This window comes from Duganella qianjiadongensis, assembly GCF_009857915.1.
GTDB classification, from domain to species: Bacteria; Pseudomonadota; Gammaproteobacteria; order Burkholderiales; family Burkholderiaceae_D; genus Rugamonas; species Rugamonas qianjiadongensis.
In genome coordinates, this window is the sequence record NZ_WWCM01000008.1 from 198946 (window position 1) to 220361 (window position 21416).

At 63.2% G+C, this 21416-nt stretch carries 16 protein-coding genes; 14 read left to right on the plus strand and 2 right to left on the minus strand.

Annotation, left to right across the window (positions count from 1 at the left end; all coding sequences use genetic code 11):
• Nucleotides 1–117: 117 nt before the first annotated feature.
• Both GTP27_RS13565 and GTP27_RS13570 read left to right on the plus strand, forming a co-directional pair.
• On the plus strand, nucleotides 118–2322 hold the full coding sequence (locus GTP27_RS13565) for a methyl-accepting chemotaxis protein (protein ID WP_229633864.1): 2205 nt from the start codon (nucleotides 118–120) through the stop codon (nucleotides 2320–2322).
• A 29-nt stretch (nucleotides 2323–2351) separates the two neighbouring features.
• Complete coding sequence (locus GTP27_RS13570; RefSeq protein ID WP_161039701.1) at nucleotides 2352–7892, plus strand: Hpt domain-containing protein; 5541 nt, start codon at nucleotides 2352–2354, stop codon at nucleotides 7890–7892.
• A gap of 4 nt (nucleotides 7893–7896) precedes the next feature.
• On the opposite strand, the gene GTP27_RS13575 is transcribed toward GTP27_RS13570, so the two are convergent.
• Nucleotides 7897–9339 carry a cryptochrome/photolyase family protein gene (locus GTP27_RS13575; protein ID WP_161039702.1) on the minus strand — a complete coding sequence of 481 codons (1443 nt, stop codon included), beginning with the start codon at nucleotides 9337–9339 and terminating at the stop codon, nucleotides 7897–7899.
• 164 nt (nucleotides 9340–9503) lie between these two features.
• On the opposite strand from GTP27_RS13575, the gene GTP27_RS13580 reads away from it, so the two are divergent.
• From GTP27_RS13580 to GTP27_RS13605, 6 genes are read left to right on the plus strand one after another with little or no spacing between them, the layout of a single operon-like run.
• Nucleotides 9504–10154 carry a YqgE/AlgH family protein gene (locus GTP27_RS13580; protein ID WP_161039703.1) on the plus strand — a complete coding sequence of 217 codons (651 nt, stop codon included), beginning with the start codon at nucleotides 9504–9506 and terminating at the stop codon, nucleotides 10152–10154.
• Between the two features lie 15 nt (nucleotides 10155–10169).
• The gene (gene ruvX / locus GTP27_RS13585) at nucleotides 10170–10556 is read left to right on the plus strand and encodes a Holliday junction resolvase RuvX (RefSeq protein WP_161039704.1); all 387 of its coding nucleotides are present in this window, start codon (nucleotides 10170–10172) and stop codon (nucleotides 10554–10556) included.
• Between the two features lie 43 nt (nucleotides 10557–10599).
• Nucleotides 10600–11115, plus strand: coding sequence for a bifunctional pyr operon transcriptional regulator/uracil phosphoribosyltransferase PyrR (gene pyrR, locus GTP27_RS13590; protein ID WP_161039705.1), 516 nt, complete (start codon nucleotides 10600–10602; stop codon nucleotides 11113–11115).
• A gap of 6 nt (nucleotides 11116–11121) precedes the next feature.
• The gene (locus GTP27_RS13595; RefSeq protein ID WP_155432900.1) at nucleotides 11122–12087 is read left to right on the plus strand and encodes an aspartate carbamoyltransferase catalytic subunit; all 966 of its coding nucleotides are present in this window, start codon (nucleotides 11122–11124) and stop codon (nucleotides 12085–12087) included.
• Nucleotides 12084–13391, plus strand: coding sequence for a dihydroorotase (locus tag GTP27_RS13600; protein WP_161039706.1), 1308 nt, complete (start codon nucleotides 12084–12086; stop codon nucleotides 13389–13391). The genes GTP27_RS13595 and GTP27_RS13600 overlap by 4 nt, the downstream gene beginning before the upstream one ends.
• Before the next feature lie 13 nt (nucleotides 13392–13404).
• A complete protein-coding gene (locus GTP27_RS13605; protein WP_161039707.1) occupies nucleotides 13405–14172 on the plus strand; it encodes a lysophospholipid acyltransferase family protein in 768 nt (255 codons plus the stop codon).
• 39 nt (nucleotides 14173–14211) lie between these two features.
• Here the strand turns inward: GTP27_RS13605 and GTP27_RS13610 are convergent, their stop codons facing one another.
• Complete coding sequence (locus GTP27_RS13610) at nucleotides 14212–15069, minus strand: symmetrical bis(5'-nucleosyl)-tetraphosphatase (RefSeq protein ID WP_161039708.1); 858 nt, start codon at nucleotides 15067–15069, stop codon at nucleotides 14212–14214.
• A gap of 141 nt (nucleotides 15070–15210) precedes the next feature.
• Between GTP27_RS13610 and rfbB the strand changes: the two genes are divergently transcribed.
• The 6 genes from rfbB to GTP27_RS13640 all read left to right on the plus strand — a co-directional run bounded on the left by rfbB (nucleotide 15211) and on the right by GTP27_RS13640 (nucleotide 21416).
• Complete coding sequence (rfbB, locus tag GTP27_RS13615; RefSeq protein ID WP_161039709.1) at nucleotides 15211–16278, plus strand: dTDP-glucose 4,6-dehydratase; 1068 nt, start codon at nucleotides 15211–15213, stop codon at nucleotides 16276–16278.
• 2 nt (nucleotides 16279–16280) lie between these two features.
• A complete protein-coding gene (gene rfbA / locus GTP27_RS13620) occupies nucleotides 16281–17183 on the plus strand; it encodes a glucose-1-phosphate thymidylyltransferase RfbA (protein WP_161039710.1) in 903 nt (300 codons plus the stop codon).
• Nucleotides 17180–17728 (plus strand): dTDP-4-dehydrorhamnose 3,5-epimerase, encoded by a 549-nt coding sequence (gene rfbC / locus GTP27_RS13625; RefSeq protein ID WP_161039711.1) that lies wholly within the window; start codon nucleotides 17180–17182, stop codon nucleotides 17726–17728. The genes rfbA and rfbC overlap by 4 nt, the downstream gene beginning before the upstream one ends.
• Nucleotides 17725–18582 (plus strand): dTDP-4-dehydrorhamnose reductase, encoded by an 858-nt coding sequence (gene rfbD / locus GTP27_RS13630; RefSeq protein WP_161039712.1) that lies wholly within the window; start codon nucleotides 17725–17727, stop codon nucleotides 18580–18582. Before rfbC ends, rfbD begins: the two co-directional genes overlap by 4 nt.
• Before the next feature lie 311 nt (nucleotides 18583–18893).
• Nucleotides 18894–19988, plus strand: a complete 1095-nt coding sequence (locus GTP27_RS13635) for a glycosyltransferase family 4 protein (RefSeq protein WP_161039713.1) — start codon at nucleotides 18894–18896, stop codon at nucleotides 19986–19988.
• A 45-nt stretch (nucleotides 19989–20033) separates the two neighbouring features.
• The gene (locus GTP27_RS13640; protein WP_161039714.1) at nucleotides 20034–21416 is read left to right on the plus strand and encodes a phosphomannomutase/phosphoglucomutase; all 1383 of its coding nucleotides are present in this window, start codon (nucleotides 20034–20036) and stop codon (nucleotides 21414–21416) included.

A 21416-nucleotide genomic window follows, 5' to 3' on the forward strand; every position in this document is an offset into this window, starting at 1 on the left:
GGGACGCCGTAGCGTCGCTGATGTGGAATGCAAGGAAAGGCGACCAAGATGGGGATATTCTCGCGCGGCACCCGGCCAGTCCAGCCAGAGGCGGAGCACGCTGATGGCGACACGCTGATGATGGGGCAGGAGCCGGCCGCGGCCAGCGAGGGCGATGCGCCGCTGCGTCTGCGCGATGCGCTGGTGCTGCGCGCACCGGCGGCCGCCGCGCCGCTCGATGCGGCGGGCGGTTTCCGTCTGCCGCTGATCGGCCATCTGCCGGCCCAGCGTCAGCTCAGCATACTATCGACTACGCTGGCCGTGAGCCTGCTGCTGAGTGCCGGCGCGGTGGCGCTGAACACCATCCACGGCGGCTACCGTTCGACCCAGACCCAGGTGGCCAGCGATGCGCTGATGCATTCGCAGCGTATCGGCAAGGCGGCGTCGAATGCGGTGCAGGGCAGCGAGGAGGGTTTCCGCCAGCTGGAACAGAGCCGCAGGGAACTCAATGGCGCTTTCAATCTCATGCTGCGTGGCGGCAGCTATCAGGGACGCGGACTGGGGGAGCCCATCGAAGCGCTGGCGCCCACGGTAGCGGCGGCACGCAGGCAGTGGCAGCCGTCCGATCTGGCGGCCGGCACTATCCTGCTGCTGAAAAAAGATCTGAGCGGAGTCGAAAAGACGCTCAAGGAACTCAATGCCATGTCGCCTGATCTGTTGCTGCACACCGAGGAAGTGCTGGCGCTGAAGGTGCAGCAGGGCGGTACGCCACGCGAGATCGCGGCACTGGGCAAACTCACCATGCTGACCCAGCGTATGAGCCGCAATGCCAGCGAATTCCTCACTATGGGCGGCGTCAGTTCGGAAACGGCGTTCCAGCTGGGGCGCGACACCACGGTCTTCCGCAATACGCTAGATGGCTTCCTGAATGGCAGTGCCACGCTGGGGCTGGGCGCCGTGCGGGCGCCGGAACTGCGCGAGAAGATCACCGGCCTGAAAGCCGACTTCGAAGATTACCAGAAGCTGGTCTCGGGCATCCTCGACAAGCTGGATAAATTCAGCGCAGCCAAGAATGCCGAACAGCTGATCTTCAACGACAACGAAGCATTGCGCCAGCGCCTGAGCGCTTTGCAGCAGGCCTACCGCGCCGAACAGGATGCACTGGGTCTGCCGTTCTGGCTGATGGTGGCGTGCGGTAGCATGACGCTGCTGCTGGCTGCCGCCATAGGCCGGGTACTGCTGCTCGATTCCTTGCAGCGCACGCGCGCTGCCGAACGGCGCCGGCGCGAAGCGGAAACCATGCGCCAGCAATCGCAGCAGCAGGAAGAACAGGCCAAGGCCGCCAATGCGCAGAATCAGGCCGCCATTCTGCGCCTGATGAACGAACTGCAGGAAGTGGCAGACGGCGACCTGACCGTGCAGGCCACGGTCTCGGAAGACATCACCGGCGCGATTGCCGATTCCGTCAACTATACGGTGGAAGAATTGCGCGGGCTGGTGGGGCGGGTGACGGAAACGGCGGAGCAGGTAACGCAGGCTTCCAGTCAGGCACAGAACATTTCCAGCGGCCTGCTGGCCGCTTCGCAGCAGCAGTCGCGTGAAATCATCGATGCTTCGGCGACGGTGGTGCAGATGGCCGACCAGATTAACGACGTGTCGCGTTCGGCCAGTGTATCGGCCGAGGTGGCGCGCCAGTCGGTGGCGGCGGCCCAGCAGGGGGCTACCGCGGTGGCCAATGCCATCAAGGGCATGCACGAAATCCGCGAGCAGATACAGGACACGTCCAAGCGCATCAAGCGGCTGGGTGAATCGTCGCAGGAAATCGGCGAGATTACCGAGCTGATCTCCGACATCACCGAGCAGACCAATGTGCTGGCGCTGAATGCGGCCATACAGGCGGCATCGGCGGGGGAAGCGGGGCGCGGTTTCTCGGTGGTGGCGGAAGAAGTGCAGCGGCTGGCGGAACGCTCGGCAGGAGCGGCCAAGCAGATTGGTGCGCTGGTGCGGGCGATCCAGACCGACACCCATGATGCCGTCGCGGCGATGGAAAAATCCACCCAGGGCGTGGTAGAAGGTGCGCGCCTGTCCGATGCCGCTGGCGCTGCACTGAACGATATCTCGCAAGTGTCGGACCGGCTGGCCGAACTGATCTCCGGCATCGCACTCGCTACCAGCCAGCAGGCTACTTCGGCCAGCGGCGTGGCGCAGAATATCCAGCATATCCTGATGGTGACCGAGCAGACCCAGGACGGCACCCAGCAAACCACTTTATCCATTCACAAGCTCTCAGTGCTGGCGCAGGAACTGAAAAATTCCGTTGCGCGTTTCCGCATCGCGAACTGATGCGCCAGAATTGAAAGACCGAGGCAAGTATGACCACAGCAGATTTCCCTACTCTTCCGCAGTTCGATACCGGCCCGCTGTCGTGGGTGATGGTGGAGATACGCGAAGCGCTGGCGCGCTCGAAAACGGCATTGTTCGAGGCAGGCGGACGCGCGGCAGAAGATCAGGCCACCCAGTTGCAGCATGCGCGTTCGCACCTGCATCAGGCGCACGGCGCGCTGCAGATGGTGGATCTGGACGGCCCGACCCAGCTGACCCGGCTGGCCGAAACGGCACTGGACCGCTTCAAGGACGGTAGCCTGAAATGCAGCACCGACCATGCGCAGGTGGTGGCCGACGTTTATCAGGCGCTGGTGGAATATCTGCAGGAGCTGCTCGATGGCTCGCAGGTGCAGCCGCTGCGCCTGTTCCCTTACTATCAGGCTTTGCAGCAGATGCTGGGCGCGGAGCGCATCCATCCGGCCGATCTGTTCTATCCGTCCTTGCAGCCGGCGCAGGCGCTGGGTGCAGCAAAGACGGCGGCCAGCGAAGCAGCAGCGGAGGGGGTAGCTGCGGCCGACTATGCCACCCACCGGGCCAGTTTCGAAAAATCGCTGCTGCCGTATCTGCGCAGTAGCGATCTGGAACAGCAGCAGGAACATGCCGAAGGTTTGCTAGCCGCCGTGCAGGCCATCGCCAGCATGCAGACGGCGGCGCAGGCGCAGACCTTCTGGCTGGCCATGCAGGCCTTTGCCGAACTGGTAGCCACCGGCAAGCTGGCGGGCAGCCTGTATGTGAAGCAGCTTTTCGGCCTGATCAATCTGCAGATACGCCGTCTCGCACAAGGCAATCCGTCGCAGCCGGAGACCATGCTGCGCGATGCGCTGTTCTTCGTCGCTTCGGCCGATACCACGCTGGCTTCCGATACGGTGCAGCAGATCCGCAAGGGCTTTGCGCTGGACGGGCAGGTGCCTGCCAACTTCGAGCAGAAGCGCTATGGCCGCATCGACAACGGTGCGCTGGCTCATGCGCAGGCCGGCATGACCAAGGCCAAGGCAGCGTGGGACCGGCTGGCTGCAGCCGAGCATGATCCGGCGCTGGAAGCTGGCTTTAGTGCCGCCTTGTCCGATGTGGCGCGCGCTTCCGAGCAATTGAACCTGCCTGCGCTGGGTACGCTGATGCGCGAGCTGTCCAGCGTGGCCGACCACACTGCGCATGCGGGGCGCAGCGATGCGCTGGCGCTGGAAATCGCGTCGACGCTGCTGTTTGCCGAGCACGGACTGGCACAGATCCGCCATCTGCCCGGCGATTTTGCGGCCCATGCCGATACGCTGGGCGCACGCCTGCATGCGCTGGCCAGCGGCGCCACGCCACCGCCGACAGGGCAGTGGCAGGACGGTATCGCCGAGCATATGCAGCAGGACGATACGGTCGTGGCGCTGGCGCATGAGCTGAAAAACAGCCTGCGTCAGGTGGAGCAGACATTGGACGAATTCTATGCCGACGCCGGCACGCGGGATAAGCTGCTGGAGCTCGATCCGGTGCTGCACCAGTTGCAGGGTGCGCTGGCCGTGCTGGATCAGGACGATGCAACGCAGGCTGCACAGCATGTGCAGGCGACGGTGGCCGCGCTGGCGCAAGGGTGCAGCACGGGGAGTGATGCCGCCACGCTGGAAGAGGTGGCGCAGAATGTGGGGGCACTGGGCTTCTTCCTCGACATGCTGGGCCAGAATGCTGCTGCGGCACGCCAGCGCTTTGCTTTTGATGCCACGCTTGGGCGTTTCCGTTCCGTGCCATTCCGCAAACTGGCGGCGGTGGGCAGTGTGCCTGTGCTCGATCAGGCGGTAGCGGCGGCGCCAGCACCGGCACCGTTGCAACTGGTGCCGCCAGCCGCTGCGCCAGAAGTGCAGACCGAGGCATCGCAGGCGGAACTGCTGGAGATTTTTGTCGATGAGGCGCATGAAGTGCTGCGCACGGTAGGTGCAGCACTGGGGCAGGCGCACGATGGCGGCGAGGCGGCGCTGGCTACTTTGCGCCGTTCCTTCCATACGCTCAAAGGCAGTGCGCGCATGGTGGCGTTGTTCCAGTTCGCCGATGCTGCCCATGCGGTGGAACGGGTATTGAACGGCTGGCTGGCCGAAGCCCGGCCTGCCAGTGCTGCGCTGCTGGCGCTGCTGGAACTGGCGCAGCAGGAAATGACGGTATGGGTGGGCGAGCTTCAGGCTGGCGGCGCGTCGGCGCTGGATGGTGCAGCCATCATCGCGGCAGCGGCGCGCTTGCAGCAAGGGGCGCCCGGGCAGGACGGGGCGGCGCAGCCAGAAACGCAAGAAATTCCGCTCGCTGCGACGGCAGATGCGGTGGCGCCGGAGCCTGCTGCACCGGCCCGACCGGCGCCCGTCGTTAGCGGGAATGTGATCGAGTTCCCCACTATCGCTGCTGCCGCTGCGCGTGACGATAATGTGAAGCAGGTGGGCGAGCTGGAAATCCCTCTGCCGCTGTACAACATCTATCTGCACGAAACGGATGAACTGGTGCGCCTGCTGGCGCAGGATTTTGGCGAGTGGCGCCACGAGCCGCGCCGTCCGGTCAATCCGCAGGCACTGCAGGCGGCGCACACGCTGGCCGGCACCTCCGGCACGGTGGGTTTTGCCGCCCTGCGCGAGCTGGCAATGGCGCTGGAGGCGACGCTGGAAGCCTTGCTGCCACCGGCGCCGCATCTCGATCAGGTACAGCATGATCTGCTCGACTTTACGATAGCCCGTATCCGCCAGATGCTGCAGAGTTTTGCTGCGGCAGAACTGCCTGCGGCGCAGCCGGAATTGATCGCTGCCTTGCGTGATCTGGCAGCGCAGCTGGCAGCCACGCCGCCCGCGGCCAGCCCCGACATCGAAGCGCGGCTAGATGATCTGGTGGCCGACACCATGGACAGCCTGAATGCGCAGAAACCCATGGATGCCGCGCTGGATAAGCTATTCCGTGACACTTTTGCCGAGATTAGCGCCAGTGCGAGCGAGGCTGATGCAGATAATACCGCTGCGGTGCCGGAGATGGTGAAAGCGCGCGGCGAAGATAGTATCGACGACCTGTTTAACGCTGCCTTCGATGACACTTTTGCCGAGCCGCCGCTGCGCATGGCCGAGCCGATCGCGCTGGCGCCCGAGCTGGCGCCGATTCCGCAGGCCGAACCGGAGCCGGTGGCAACGCAGGAATCCGGACCCGCCACCGAGCCAGCCATCGAGCCAGAAAAGGAAGCAGACGCCGAGACCGAGTCCACGGAAGAAATCCTACTGGAAGCAGTTCCCGCTCCTGCCTCCATGCAGGTGGCGGCCGCTACGGATATGGAGTCTGTCGAACCTCCGGCACCGGCGGTGTACACCGATGAACTGGATGCTGACCTGCTGCCGGTGTTCCTGGAAGAAGGCGCGGATCTGCTGCCGCAGGTAGGGGCCGCGTTGCGCGCATGGCAGCACGAGCCGGAAGACAGGGAACCGGCGCAATCGCTTACCCGTCTGCTGCATACGCTCAAAGGCAGCGCGCGTATGGCCGGCGCCATGCGCCTCGGCCAGCATGTGCACGAAATGGAAACCCATATCGAGAACATGTTGCGCGCCGGCGCCGCGACTCCCCATGCTTTCGAAGAACTGCTCACCCAGTATGACTATGCACTGCTGCTGCTAGAGCAGTTGCATCAGCCAGCGCTAGCGGAAGCAAGCAGCCCTGCCGCTACGGATGCTCCGGCCGAGGAAGAGGCGCAAGCCAGCGGCAAAGCGCCGATGGTGCGGGTACGTGCCGACATTCTGGACCGGCTGGTGAATCAGGCTGGCGAAGTGTCGATATCGCGCTCGCGGCTGGAAAACGAAGTGACGACGCTGCGCACTTCGCTTGGCGATTTCTCGGAAAACCTGCAGCGCCTGCAGCGTCAGTTGCGCGAAGTGGAAATGCAGGCGGAATCGCAGATCGCTTCGCGCATGTCGATCTCGGGCGAGCGTGAATTCGATCCGCTCGAATTCGACCGCTTCACCCGCCTGCATGAGCTTACCCGCATGATGGCCGAGAGCGTGAACGACGTGGCGGCCTTCCACGAAGGGCTGGAACGCAGCGTAGACAGTGCCGCTGATGATCTGCTCCAGCAGGCCCGCTTAACCCGCGAGCTCCAGCACGACCTGATGCGCGTGCGCATGGTGCCATTCTCCAGCATCGCCGAGCGCCTGTTCCGCGTTGCCCGCCAGAGCGCCAAGGAAGTGGATAAGCGCGTCAATCTGGATATCCGTGGCGGCGAGGTCGAGATAGACCGCAGCGTGCTGGAACGCATGGCCGCACCGTTCGAACATCTGGTGCGTAATGCGATTGCTCACGGCGTGGAGAGCCGCAGCGCGCGCAGCGCCGCCGGCAAGCAGGAGGTAGGCGAATTGCTGGTGCAGGTCAGCCAGCAAGGCAATGAAGTGGTGCTGGAATTCTGTGACGACGGCGCCGGCCTCGATCTGGCGCGCATCCGTGCCAAAGGCATAGAAAACGGTCTGCTGGCAGCCGATGCCACGCCGAGCGAAGACCAGATAGCCCAGCTGATTTTCACCCCCGGCTTTTCTACCGCCAGCGAGCTGACCGAATTGTCTGGCCGCGGTGTGGGCATGGACGTGGTGCAGTCGGAAGCGCAGTCGCTTGGTGGCCGCGTCGAACTGGCAACGGAAGCGGGCAAGGGCGCGCGGGTGACCGTGCATCTGCCGATCACGCTGGCGGTTTCGCAAGTGGTGCTGGTGCGCGCGGGCGGCAAATCGTATGCGGTCCCTGCCGTGATGGTGGAGCAGGTGGCGCAGCTGAAGGAAGCGCTGCTGGCGCAAGGGCAGAGCCACGGCAGCATCAGCCTGCAAGGGCAGCAGATGGCGTTCGACTATCTGCCTGCCCTGCTGGGTCATGCCGGCCCGCCGGCTGCGCTGCGCTCGGCGCCGGTGCTGATGCTGCGCCATGGCGCCGAGCGGCTGGCGCTGGTGGTGGACGAAGTGCAGGGCAATCGTGAGGTGGTGGTGAAGAACCTGGGCCCGCAGCTGGCGCGCATGGTGGGTATCTCCGGCGCCACGGTGCTGGGCTCGGGCGAGATCGTACTGATTCTGAATCCTTTGGCGCTGGTACAGCATCTGGCCCAGCATCCCGAACTGCGCGAGCGCTATGCCCAGGCCACGCAGGAAAGCGCCCTGCCGCAAGTGGCTGCGCCTAGCGTCATGGTGGTGGATGATTCGCTCACGGTGCGCCGTGTCACTCAGCGGCTGCTGGAGCGCGAGGGCTATCAGGTCATGCTGGCCAAGGATGGGGTGGATGCGCTCGAACAGATGCAGGCCGCTGTGCCGGACCTGATGCTGGTGGATATCGAGATGCCGCGCATGGATGGTTTCGATCTGACCCGCAATGTGCGTGGCGATGAGCGCAGCCGCCATGTGCCCATCATCATGATCACTTCGCGCAGCGCCGACAAGCACCGCAATCTGGCGCTGGAACTGGGTGTGAATGCCTACTTCGGTAAGCCGTATCAGGAAGAAGTGCTGCTGCAGGCGATAGCCGGCCTGCTGGAACAGCGTACCCAGCAGGCGCAGGACTGATGGCTTAGTCGGTCTTTTTGACCACGGCGTAGCGTTCCAGCGTGCGTTTGCGCGCTTCGTCATGCATCACGATAGGCTCGGGGTAATCGGGCCGCAGCATGCGCGGCACCAGCCATGGCGCATGGATTTCCTTGTCGCTCAGGCTTTTCAGTTGCGGCAGGTAGCGGCGGATGAATTTGCCGCTGGCGTCGAATTTTTCCGACTGCGTGATCGGGTTGAAGATGCGGAAGTAGGGCTGGGCGTCGCAGCCGGACGACGACGCCCACTGCCAGCCGCCGTTGTTGGAAGCCAGATCGAAGTCGTTCAGATGCAGGGCGAAATAGGCTTCGCCCCGGCGCCAGTCTATGCCCAGATCCTTGATCAGGAAGCAGGCCGTCACCATGCGCAGGCGGTTGTGCATATAGCCGGTCTGGTTCAGCTGGGCCATGGCGGCATCCACCAGCGGATAGCCGGTACGCCCTGCACACCATGCAGCAAACAGTTCGTCGGCGTGCGGCCCCTGTTCCCATTCGATGGCGTCATAGGCCGGCTTGAACGAGCCGCCCACCACATACGGATGGTGGTACAGGATCATGGCGTAGAACTCGCGCCAGATCAGCTCCGCCAGCCATACGGCAGCGCCTTCGCCGCCGGCGCCGCGCTCCATCAGATCGACCACCGTGCGCACCAGATGGCGCACCGACAGCGTGCCGAAACGGAAATGCAGCGACAGGTAGGACGGGCCTTTCACGGCCGGGAAATCGCGCGCATCCTTGTACTGGGCGATACGGGGCAGGAACTGCTCGAACAGGCTGGCCGCGCCGGACATGCCGGTGGGGATCTGCAGGCTGGCCAGATTGCTAGGCTCGAAGCCCAGTTCGGCCAGCGTCGGCAGCTGCCTATCGGGCGAGGGCGAGGGCGGTGGCGCCAGCCGCGCTGCGTGCGGCTCGATATGATAGGGCGCCAGCACACTAGGATCGGCCGCCAGCTTTTTCAGCCAGGCGTTTTTATACGGCGTGAAGACGGAGAACACCCCGCCCGTCTGCGACAGCACTTCGCTTTTCTCGAAGATCACCTGATCCTTGTAGCTGAAGAACTGGCGGCCAGCGGCCTGCAAAGCCTGCTGCACCGCTGCGTCGCGGGCGATGGCCTGCGGTTCGTAATCGTGGTTGCAGAACACCGCATCGACGCCCAGTTCGGCCGCCAGTTGCGGAATGGCCTGCAGCGGATCGGCATGGCGGGTGATCAGATAGCCGCCCAGCTGGCGTAGCTCGGCATCCACTTCGGCGATGCTGGCGTGGATGAAGTCAACCCGGCGGTCTTGGCGCGGCAGCACGGACAGGATGGTGCTGTCGTAGATAAAAACACAATACACACGTTCGCTGTGCTGCAAAGCCTGATGCAGGGCCACGTGATCGAAGGCGCGCAGGTCGCGGCGCAGCCAGACCAGGGTAGATTTCAGTTTCATTCTGTCTGTCTCAAAGAGTTCGGGTGGGGTCAAACATGGTTGTTGGCGCAATTCAGTGTAAACTAGCGCTTAATGATGGCTGTACACAGAAAGAGTTGCTCACCGGCAGAAAATTTCCGTGTGAATACTACAGGAATTGTTGGCAGCTCAGAAAGATCACGATTATGACGAAAAGCAAACTCGGCACTACCACGTCGGCGCCCGGCTTATTGCCAGAGGCCGCCGATCCGCTGGCCGCCGTCGCTCAGGGCGCGCCAGCCGCGCTGAATCTGGCGGATAATTTCCTAATTGCAATGCCATCCATGCAGGATCCGGTGTTTGGCGGCACGGTGGTCTACGTTTGCGAGCACAATGAAAATGGCGTGCTGGGCGTAGTCATCAACAAGCCCACCGACATGACGATGGAAACCCTGTTCGAGCGCATCGACCTGAAGCCGGTCGATAGCGTGGACATCGACGAGCCCATCATGTTCGGCGGCCCCGTGCAGGATGACCGCGGCTTCGTGCTGCACACTCCGGGCAAGCGTTATTCGTCCTCGCTGACGGTGACCAAGGACGTGGCCTTCACCACCTCGATCGACGTGCTGGAAGCTGTCGCCGCGGGCGAAGGCCCGCGCCGCATGCTGGTCTCTATCGGTTATGCAGGCTGGAGCCCCGGCCAGCTGGAAGGCGAAATCAGCCGCAATGGCTGGCTGACCGTCAGCGCCGACCCCGAAATTCTGTTCAGTCTGCCCATCGAGCAGCGCTACACGGCAGCCATGCGCCTGCTCGGTATCGATCCGCTGATGCTCACCTCCGAGGCGGGCCATGCATAAGGATGCCCTGCCACTGTGAGCGCTGAAACCATTTTCGCCTTCGATTTCGGCGTCAAACGCATCGGCATCGCCATGGGCAATACCCTGATCCGTCAGGCCCAGCCCGTCAAAGTCATCAACGCGGTGGACAATGCCACCCGCTTCGCCGCTATTGGTGCGCTGCTGGAAGAATGGCAGCCCGGCCTGCTGGTGGTAGGCCTGCCGCTGCATCCCGATGGCGCCGAACACGAGATGACGGCGCGCTGCCGCAAGTTTGCCAACCAGCTGCATGGCCGCTTCAATCTGCCGGTGCAACTGGTGGACGAACGCTATTCCTCCGCCGTGATCGGCGGCCAGCGCGGCGAAGTAATCGACGACCGCGCCGCTGCCATCATCCTGCAGCAGTATTTTGATACCCACTGATTTCTAAAACGAGAACGCGCCCTAAGCAGGTGCTAGCCACCCCATGACCTTACTCAACCCTCAACAACTCGACGCCGAAGCGCTGTACGCCACGCTGCTGGCCGACGTGCGCGCCGGTCTGGCCGGTGTGGCCGACGTGGCCATCGTCGGTATCCACTCTGGCGGCGCTTGGCTGGCCGAGCGTCTGGCCGCCGATCTGGGCCTGACCGAACGCTGCGGCGTGCTCGATGTGTCGTTTTACCGCGACGACTACGCCAAGAAAGGCCTGCCGGCCGACGTCAAGCCCACCCGCATCCATTTCGATGTCAACGCCGCCACCATCCTGCTGGTGGACGACGTGCTGTACACGGGCCGCACCACCCGCGCCGCGCTGAACGAACTGTTCGACTATGGCCGTCCGGCCCGCATCATGCTGGCCGCGCTGGTGGACCGTGGCGAGCGCCAGCTGCCGGTGGCAGCCGATTTCGTCGCCGCCCACGTCAAGGTGGAAGCGGGCAAGGCGCTGGTGCTGCAGCAGTCCGACGACGGCAAATTCACGCTAACCATAGACCAGGCTTAAATCATCATGCTCAATCCGCAACTTAACAAACACGGCGAACTACAGCACCTGCTGTCGATCGAAGGGCTGCCCAAGTCTATCCTCAACCACATTCTCGATACCGCATCGTCCTTCGTCGGCATTTCCGACCGCGACGTGAAGAAGGTGCCGCTGATGCGCGGCAAATCGGTGTTCAACCTGTTCTTCGAGAACTCTACCCGTACCCGTACCACCTTCGAAATCGCCGCCAAGCGCCTGTCGGCGGACGTGATCAATCTGAACATCCAGGCTTCCTCGGCCAGCAAGGGCGAATCGCTGCTCGACACCATCGACAACCTGTCGGCCATGCATGCCGATATGTTCGTGGTACGCCACGCGCAATCGGGCGCGCCCTATCTGATCGCCAAGCACCTGCAGGACTCCGGCCAGTCGCACGTGCACGTGGTGAACGCCGGTGACGGCCGCCACGCCCACCCGACCCAGGGTCTGCTGGACATGTACACCATCCGCCACTACAAGAAGGACTTCACCAATCTGACGGTGGCCATCGTGGGCGACATTCTGCATAGCCGGGTGGCCCGTTCCGATATCCACGCGCTGACCACGCTGGGCGTGCCGGAAGTGCGCGCCATCGGCCCGCACACGCTGCTGCCGGGCGGTCTGGAGCAGATGGGCGTGCGCACCTTTACCAATATGGATGAAGGCCTGAAAGGCGTGGACGTGATCATCATGCTGCGTCTGCAGAACGAGCGCATGAGCGGCGCGCTGCTGCCGTCGGCACAGGAATACTTCAAGAGCTACGGTCTGACGCCGGAACGACTGGCGCTGGCCAAGCCGGACGCCATCGTGATGCACCCGGGGCCGATGAACCGCGGCGTGGAAATCGACTCGGCCGTGGCCGACGGCCCGCAGGCCGTGATTCTGCCGCAGGTCACTTTCGGTATCGCAGTACGGATGGCAGTAATGAGCATAGTCGCAGGGACGCAAGCATGAAACTACACATTAAAAACGGCCATCTGATCGATCCGGCCAATGGTATCGACGCCCAGCAGGATCTGTTTATCGACGCCGGCAAAGTGCTTGCCGTAGGCGCGGCGCCAGCCGGCTTCAGCGCGGATCAGACCATCGATGCCAGCGGTCTGGTGGTGGCACCGGGGCTGGTGGACCTGTCGGTCCGTCTGCGCGAGCCCGGTTACGAATACAAGGCCACGCTGGAATCGGAACTGCAGGCCGCCATGCAGGGCGGCGTGACCAGTCTGGTATGCCCGCCCGATACCGATCCCGTGCTGGACGAATCGGGTCTGGTAGAGATGCTCAAATACCGCGCCAAAACGCGTAATCAGGCCCATGTGCACCCGCTGGGCGCATTGACGGTGGGCCTGAAGGGCAAGGCGCTGACGGAAATGGCGGAACTGACGGAAGCGGGCTGCATCGGTTTCTCGCAGGCGGAAGAGCCGATCGAAGACACCACCGTGCTGCTGCGCGCACTGCAGTATGCCAAGACCTTCGACTACACCGTGTGGCTGCGTCCGCAGGACGCCCATATCGGCCGTGGCGGTATCGCGGCCAGCGGCGCCTTCGCTTCGCGTCTGGGTCTGTCCGGCGTGCCGGTGATGGCCGAGACCATCGCCCTGCACACCATTTTCGAGCTGATGCGCGCAACCGGCGCCCGCGTCCACCTGTGCCGTCTGTCCTCGGCTGCCGGCATCGAGCTGGTACGTCAGGCCAAGCGCGAAGGCCTGCCGGTCAGCTGCGACGTCGGTGCCCACCATGTGCACCTGACCGATGCCGACATCGGCTTCTTCGATTCGAATGCCCGTTTGACGCCGCCGCTGCGCAGCCAGCGCGACCGCGACGCCATCCGTCTCGGTCTGCTCGATGGCACCATCGATGCGCTGTGTTCCGATCACACGCCGGTGGACGACGATGAAAAACTGCTGCCTTTCGGCGAAGCCTCGGCCGGCGCCACCGGTCTGGAGCTGCTGCTGTCGCTGACGCTGAAGTGGGCCAACGACTACGCCGCCACCCAGGCAGCTGGCGGCCCCCGTCCGCTGGCGCGCGCACTGGCGCTGATTACCTCGCAAGCTGCCCGGGTGGCCGGGCTGTCGGCCGGTACGCTGTCGGTGGGGGCGAATGCCGATGTCTGCATTTTCGATCCGCAGGCGCACTGGACGGTGCAAGCCGCTGCGCTGGCCAGCCAGGGCAAGCACACGCCTTTCCTCGGCTACAACCTGGCAGCACAGGTGCAAACCACCATCGTGGCGGGACGCGTGGCTTACCAGCGCAATGCTGCCTGACTGAGTGGGCGGCATGAAACTGCTGACGTTTATCCGCATCGTGCGGGTGCTGCTGCACGTCCTCAAGGGCATGCTGATCTGCGCTGTGGTGTTTCCGTGGCTGGGCCATGGAGCCCGCAACGCGCATATCCGCCGCTGGTCTACCCATTTGCTGGGCCTGTTCAATGTGACAGTGCGCCAGTCGGTGGGTAGTGCTCCCGTGCTCGACACGGCGATGGTGGTGGCCAATCACATTTCGTGGCTGGACATCTTCGTGATCCACAGCCTGCACCCCAGCCATTTTGTCGCCAAGGCCGAGATCCGTTCGTGGCCGCTGGCGGGCTGGCTGGCGCAGAAGGCTGGCACGGTGTTCATTGCGCGCGGCAGCCGGCGCGATCTGCGGCATATCTTCAAAGGGCTGGTGCACAGCCTGCAGAGTGGCGAACGGGTAGCCTTCTTCCCTGAGGGGACCACGGCGGCGCAGGGCACGCTGCTGCCTTTCCATGCCAATCTGTTTGAAGCGGCCATCGATGCCCACGTGCCGGTGCAGCCGTTTGCGCTGTCGTATCAGGGCAGCGACGGCGGCCACCATCCGTCGGTGGACTTTATCGGCGAGATGACCTTCGCCGAGAGCATCGTGCTGATCCTGAATGGCCCGCCCGTGGTGGCCACGCTCGACATTCTGCCGCCGTTGAGCAATGAGGGGGCGCACCGGCGCGAGCTGGCGCAGGCCGCCGAGCAGGCGGTGGCGGCTGCACTGGGCGTTGCGCTGCCCGGCGCAGCCGCGACGGGCACCGACTAGGCCGGTCCGGCAGGGCCGGGCCCCAAGTCCGGCCTGTCCCTAGTTTGCGGCCTGCTTGCCGCTATGCTGCTGGAATTCGGGGCACTGGGCCTGCAGCAGGCTGCGGTCCTGCAGGCACACGGCCGATAGCTGGCCACCCCAGACGCAGCCGCTATCGAGACCGATGACGTCGGGCCGCATGATCAGGCCCAGTGCCGACCAGTGGCCGAACACCACCGTCTGGCCGGCGCTGCGGCGCTGCGGCACATCGAACCACGGCATCAGGCCGGAGGCCGGATCCGCCGTGCCGCTATCCTTGATCTTGAAGTCCATCACGCCATCGGCCGTGCAGAAGCGCAGCCGCGTCATGGCGTTGATGATGCAGCGCAGCCGCTCGGCACCCTGCAGGCCGTCATGCCAGCGGTCGGGCTGGTTGCCATACATATCGGCCAGAAAATCCGCCAGCCCGTCACTACGCAGCATCTGCTCTACTTCTGCCGACAGGGCTAGCGCCTGTGCGCCATCCCACTGGGGCAGCAGCCCCGCATGCACCAGCAGGTGGCCGTCCGCTGCCAGTGCCAGCGGGCGCTGGCGCAGCCAGGCGATCAGTTCGTCGCGGTCGGGCGCGGCCAGTATCTCGTCCAGCGTGTCGGCGGCGTGGGCCGGACGGATGCCGTAGGCCACCGCCAGCAGATGCAGATCATGGTTGCCCAGCACGCTATCGATGCGACCGTTGCTTTCCTGCGCCAGCTGGCGCACATAGCGCAGAGTGGCGAGGGAGTCGGGGCCACGGTTGATCAGGTCACCCGCGAACAGGATGCGTACATCAGGCGTAGCGGCGTGGGCCTGTATGCGCGCGACCATGTCGCGGGCCTGCTGGTGGCAGCCCTGTAAATCACCGATTACGTAGGTTTTCATGGGGGTACTCTCGGATTCGTGGCGGGTCAAACTGGTTTAATCTGTTATTCGGGTGCAGAGTATCGATAATTGCCCGATACGGCGTGGCTTTCACATAAAATGATGGCTACTCCTCTTTTGACTCTTGCTGCGGGATACTAAATGATTTTTGTGACTGGTGGGGCGGGTTTCATAGGCTCGAACTTCGTGCTGGACTGGCTGGCCCAGTCGGATGAGCCGGTGATTAACTACGACAAGCTGACCTATGCCGGCAATCTGAACAATCTGGCGTCGCTCAAGAATGACAGCCGGCATATCTTTGTGCGCGGCGATATCTGCGATCAGGCGCAGGTGCTGGCGCTGTTCCGCGAACACAAGCCGCGCGCCATCGTGCACTTTGCTGCCGAGAGCCATGTGGACCGTTCCATCCTCGGTCCCGGCGAATTCATCCAGACCAATATCAACGGCACTTTCAGCCTGCTGGAAGCGGCGCGTGCCTACTGGTCGGAACTGGCGGAAGCCGAGAAAACCGCGTTCCGCTTCCTGCACGTTTCCACCGACGAGGTGTACGGCACGCTGGGACCGGACGACGCGCCGTTCAGCGAAACCACCGCGTTTGCACCCAACAGCCCGTACTCGGCGTCGAAAGCGGCCTCCGACCATCTGGTGCGTTCCTACCACCATACTTACGGACTGCCGACGCTGACCACCAACTGCTCGAATAATTACGGCCCGTATCACTTCCCGGAGAAGCTGATCCCGCTGATCATCGCCAATGCGCAGGCCGGCAAGCCGCTGCCTATCTATGGCGACGGCCAGCAGATCCGCGACTGGCTGTACGTGAGCGACCACTGCGCCGCCATCCGCCGCGTGCTGGAAGCGGGCCGTCTGGGCGAGACCTATAACGTGGGCGGCTGGAACGAAATGGCCAACCTCGACGTGGTGCACACCCTGTGCGATATGCTGGACCAGCAGAAGCCCAAGGCCGACGGCAGCAGCTATCGCGCCCAGATTACCTACGTCAAGGACCGTCCCGGCCACGACCGCCGCTACGCCATCGATGCGCGCAAGCTGGAACGCGAACTGGGCTGGAAACCGGCCGAAACCTTCCAGACCGGCATCGCCAAGACGGTGCAGTGGTATCTGACGCATCAGGACTGGGTGACCGATGTGCAGTCCGGCAGTTATGCCAAGTGGGTAGAAACCAATTACTTTAATCGCGAAGGCTAGCCATGAGTACGACCACTCCTCGCCGCAAAGGCATTATCCTCGCCGGTGGTTCGGGCACCCGTCTGTATCCGATCACCATGAGCGTGTCCAAGCAGTTGCTGCCGATTTACGACAAGCCCATGATCTACCACCCGCTGACGGTGCTGATGCTGGCCGGGATTACGGAAATTCTGCTGATCTCCACCCCGCAGGACACGCCGCGCTTCCGCGATCTGCTGGGCGATGGCAGCCAGTGGGGCTTGCAGCTCAGCTATGCAGTGCAGCCTTCGCCTGACGGCCTGGCCCAGGCCTTCATCATCGGCCGCGAATTCGTCGGCGACGCGCCGTCGGCCCTCATCCTGGGCGACAATATCTACTACGGCAACGACCTCGATGCGCTGCTGCGCCATGCCACCGAGCAGACCGATGGCGCCACGGTGTTTGCCTACCACGTGCAGGACCCCGAGCGTTATGGCGTGGTGGAGTTCGACGCCAGCCATCAGGCCGTGTCCATCGAGGAAAAACCGCTCAAACCGAAGTCCAACTATGCCGTTACGGGGCTGTATTTCTACGACAATCAGGTATGCGATATCGCTGCCGGCATCCAGCCGTCGGCACGGGGCGAACTGGAAATTACCGACGTCAACCGCGTGTATCTGGAACAGCAGCAGCTCAATGTGGAAGTGATGGGGCGCGGCATGGCGTGGCTGGACACTGGCACCCATGAATCGCTGCTCGATGCTTCGCAGTTTATTGCGACCATAGAAAAACGGCAGGGCCTGAAAGTGGCTTGCCCGGAAGAGATCGCCTATCGCAAGGGCTATATCGATGCCGAGCAGTTGCGCAAGCTGGCCGAGCCGCTGAAAAAGAACAACTACGGTCAGTACCTGCTGCAAATTCTTGAAGATAAGGTTGTACCGCGATGAAAGTGACGACGACGCCGCTGGAGGGCGTGCTGCTGCTGGAGCCGAAAGTATTCGGCGACGAGCGCGGTTTTTTCTACGAAAGCTACAACGGCCGCCGTTTTGCCGAACTGACGGGGGTGGAAACGGCTTTCGTGCAGGATAACCATTCGCGCTCGCTCAAAGGCGTATTGCGCGGCATGCACTACCAGATCCGTCAGCCGCAGGGCAAACTGGTGCGCGCCAGTTCCGGCAGCGTGTTCGATGTGGTGGTGGATCTGCGCAAGAGTTCGCCTACCTTCGGCCAGTGGTTCGGCGCCGAGCTGTCGGCCGAGAACAAGCTGCAGATGTGGATACCACCGGGCTTTGCGCACGGCTTCATGGTCACCAGCGATGCTGCCGAGTTCCTTTACAAAACCACGGATTACTGGGCGCCGGAACATGAACGCTCGATTCTGTGGAACGATCCGGCGATCGGCATCGAGTGGCCAGAGCTGGGTATGGCACCGCTGCTGTCCGGCAAAGATCAGGCCGCAGCCCTGCTGGCCGACGCCGAGGTGTTCGCATGAAAATCCTGCTGACGGGTAGCTCCGGGCAGGTTGGTTATGAACTGGCCCGCAGCCTGCAAGGCGTGGGCGAAGTGGTGGCGCTGGACCGCCAGCAGATGGATCTGGCTGATCTGGATCAGGTCCGCAGCGTGATCCGCACGGTGCAGCCGCAGATGATCGTCAATCCGGCGGCCTACACGGCAGTCGATAAGGCCGAGAGCGAGCCGGAGCTGGCATTCCGCGTGAACGCCGAAGCACCGGCCCTGATGGCCGAGGAAGCCCGTTTGCTCGGCGCGTCCATGGTGCATTATTCGACCGATTATGTGTTTGATGGCGCGGTGGCGGTGGCGCGGGTGGAAGATGATCCCACCGGCCCCCTCAACGTGTATGGCGCCAGCAAACTGGCCGGCGAGCAGGCCATTGCGGCTGCCGGCATTCCGCACCTGATCTTCCGCACCAGCTGGGTGTACGGCATGCGCGGCAAGAACTTCCTGCTGACCATGCTGCGGCTGGCGCGCGAGCGCGACGAGCTGCGCGTGGTGGCCGATCAGCATGGCGCCCCCACGTGGAGCCGCACCATCGCCGACGTGACGGCGCAAGTGCTGGCGCAAGCCCATGCGGGCGGGCGCGAATGGTGGGTGCAGAACCGTGGCGTGTATCACCTGACGGCGCAAGGCCAGACCACGTGGTATGAGTTTACCCGCGCCATCCTGGCCGAAGCGGGCATCAACTGCCGTGTCTTGCCGATTACCAGCGCCGAGTATCCGGTGCCGGCCCGCCGGCCCGAACATTCCGTGCTATCGAGCGAAAAGCTGATGGCGCGCTTCTGTCATTTGCCTGACTGGCAACATGCGCTGCAGCTGTGCATGCGCTGAGTCATTCCTGTTTTCCTTCCAGTTGTATCCTTTGGTAAGCAAGCCTGCCGGTTTCATGGCAGGCTGCTATCATGCGGCCGCCCGTTTTCAGCCTGTGGGCGGGCTGTCCCGGTCTGGCTGCCTGCCGTCGTGCTGCTGCAGCATGGTGGCCCGTTGCAAAAGCGCGGCGGGTAGCAGGGTTTCACGCCCTGTTGCAGCGTAAATGCCGGTCTGAACGGCTGAATCCGGTACAATCGCGTGTCAGTCTGGCGGCACAGGGCACGGGGCACACGGGGCCCTGCCGGGGCCGCTAGTCTTTTTACTATAAAAATATGTTTTCCTTCCTCCTGAGCTTTGTTGCTTCCGCATTGCTAACCCTGCTGGTGATCAAAGAGGCGCGTTTGCACGGTCCGGCGCTGGACACCGATTTCATGGGTGTGCAGAAAGTTCACGCCCACCATGTGGCGCGCATAGGGGGCTTGTCGATTTTTCTGGCGGTGGCGCTCAGTTCCGTGATCTCGCTGTGGCGCGTACCGGCCATGACTTACTGGCTGCTGGGGCTGCTGGGCTGTTCCTTCTTCGCCTTCGTGGGCGGCATCGTGGAAGATTACACGGGCAAGGTCAGCGCAGGCCGGCGGCTGGTGCTGACCATGATCGCTGCAGGCATGGGCTATTTCCTGCTTGATGCGCGGGTGGACCGGCTGGACTGGATGTTTTCCTCGTGGATGCTGCCGTATATGTGGCTGACCCTGCCGCTGACGGTGCTGGCCGTGGCCGGCATCGCCAATGCCGTCAATATTATCGACGGCTTCAATGGTCTGGCCAGCGTGGTGGTGATCTGCATGCTGCTCTCGCTCGGCTACGTGGCGCTGCAGGTGAACGATATGTTCGTGCTGATTGCAGCCCTGATGGTGGCTGGCGCCACGGCCGGTTTCCTGATCTGGAATTATCCCGTCGGCATGATCTTCCTCGGCGACGGCGGGGCCTATTTCATCGGCTTCATGCTGGGCGAACTGGCCCTGCTGCTGGTGATGCGCAATCCGCAGGTCTCGACCTGGTATGCGGCGCTGCTGCTGATCTACCCGACCTTCGAAACCCTGTTCTCGGTGTATCGCCGCATGTTTGTGCGCGGTAAGTCGCCGGCCATGCCGGACGGCATACACCTGCACAGCCTGATATTCCGCCGCATCGTCCAGTGGGCCGTGGGGCGCAAGGAAGCGCGTGCCCTGATCCGGCGTAATTCCATGACTTCGCCCTACCTGTGGCTGTTCTCGCTGATGGCGGTGATCCCGGCCACCGTGTTCTGGCGCCATACGTGGATCTTGATGCTTTCCTGTATATTGTTTATTGTCAGTTATGTATGGATCTACGTGCGCATCGTGCGCTTCAAGGCGCCGCGCTGGATGATCCGGCACAAGAAAACCTGAGTGGCTGACACTTTCCCATCTACCCTTTAATCCGATCGATACATCATGGTTCCTATTTCCCCGTCTATTTTCAAAGCTTACGACATCCGCGGCATCATCGATAAAACGCTGGACGCCGGCGTGGCCCATAAAATAGGTCAGGCCTTCGGCCAGGCCGCGCTGGCCAAAGGCGAGCGCACGGTGGTGATAGGCCGCGACGGCCGTCTGTCCGGCCCGGCGCTGGCGGCGGCACTGGCGCAGGGCCTGCAGGCGGCTGGCGTGAACGTGATCGATCTGGGCGTGGTGGCGACCCCTATGGTGTACTTCGGCACCAATGTGCTGGGCGCTGCGTCCGGCATCATGGTCACCGGCAGCCACAACCCGCCGGACTACAATGGTTTCAAGATGGTGCTCGCTGGCGAAGCCATCCACGGCACGGCGATTACCGCCCTGTACGACGCCATCGTGGCGCATGACGGCAGCAGCGCCGCCACGCCGGGCAACTACAGCACTTACGATATCCGCGCCCAGTACCTCGAACGCATTATCGGCGACGTCAAGCTGGCACGCCCGATCAAGATCGCGGTCGATTGCGGCAACGGCGTGGCCGGTGCGTTTGCGCCCGATCTGTTCCGCGGCATGGGCTGCGAAGTGATCGAGATGTTCTGCGAAGTCGATGGCAACTTCCCTAACCACCACCCTGATCCGGCCCATCCGGAAAACCTGCAGGATCTGATCCGCATGTTGCAGGAAACCGATGCCGAGCTGGGTATCGCGTTTGATGGCGACGGCGACCGTCTGGGCGTGGTGACCAAAGATGGCCAGATCATCTTCCCGGACCGCCAGATGATGCTGTTCGCGGCCGATGTGCTGACCCGCCATCCGGGCGAGCAGATACTGTATGACGTCAAGTGCACGCGCCATCTGGCACCGTGGATCAGCAAGCACGGCGGCGTACCGCTGATGTACAAGACCGGCCACTCGCTGGTGAAAGCCAAGCTGCGCGAAACGGGCGCTCCGCTGGGCGGCGAAATGAGCGGCCACATCTTCTTCAAGGACCGCTGGTACGGTTTCGACGATGGCCTGTATTCCGGTGCCCGTCTGCTGGAAATCCTGACGCGTGTAAGCGATCCTTCGGCGCTGCTCAATGCGCTGCCGCAGTCGGACAGCACACCGGAACTGCACCTGCATCTGAACGAAGGCGAAAACGTCAAACTGATGGATCAGCTGCGCAGCAATGCCGAGTTCCCCGGCAACCAGCAGATCATCACCATCGACGGCCTGCGCGTGGAGTACGAAGACGGCTTCGGTCTGGCCCGTTCGTCCAATACCACGCCGGTCATCGTGATGCGTTTTGAGGCGGAAACGCCGGCTGCGCTGGCGCGCATACAGGGCCAGTTCAAAAGCGTGATTCTGGCGGCCAAGCCGGACGCCGACCTGCCATTCTGA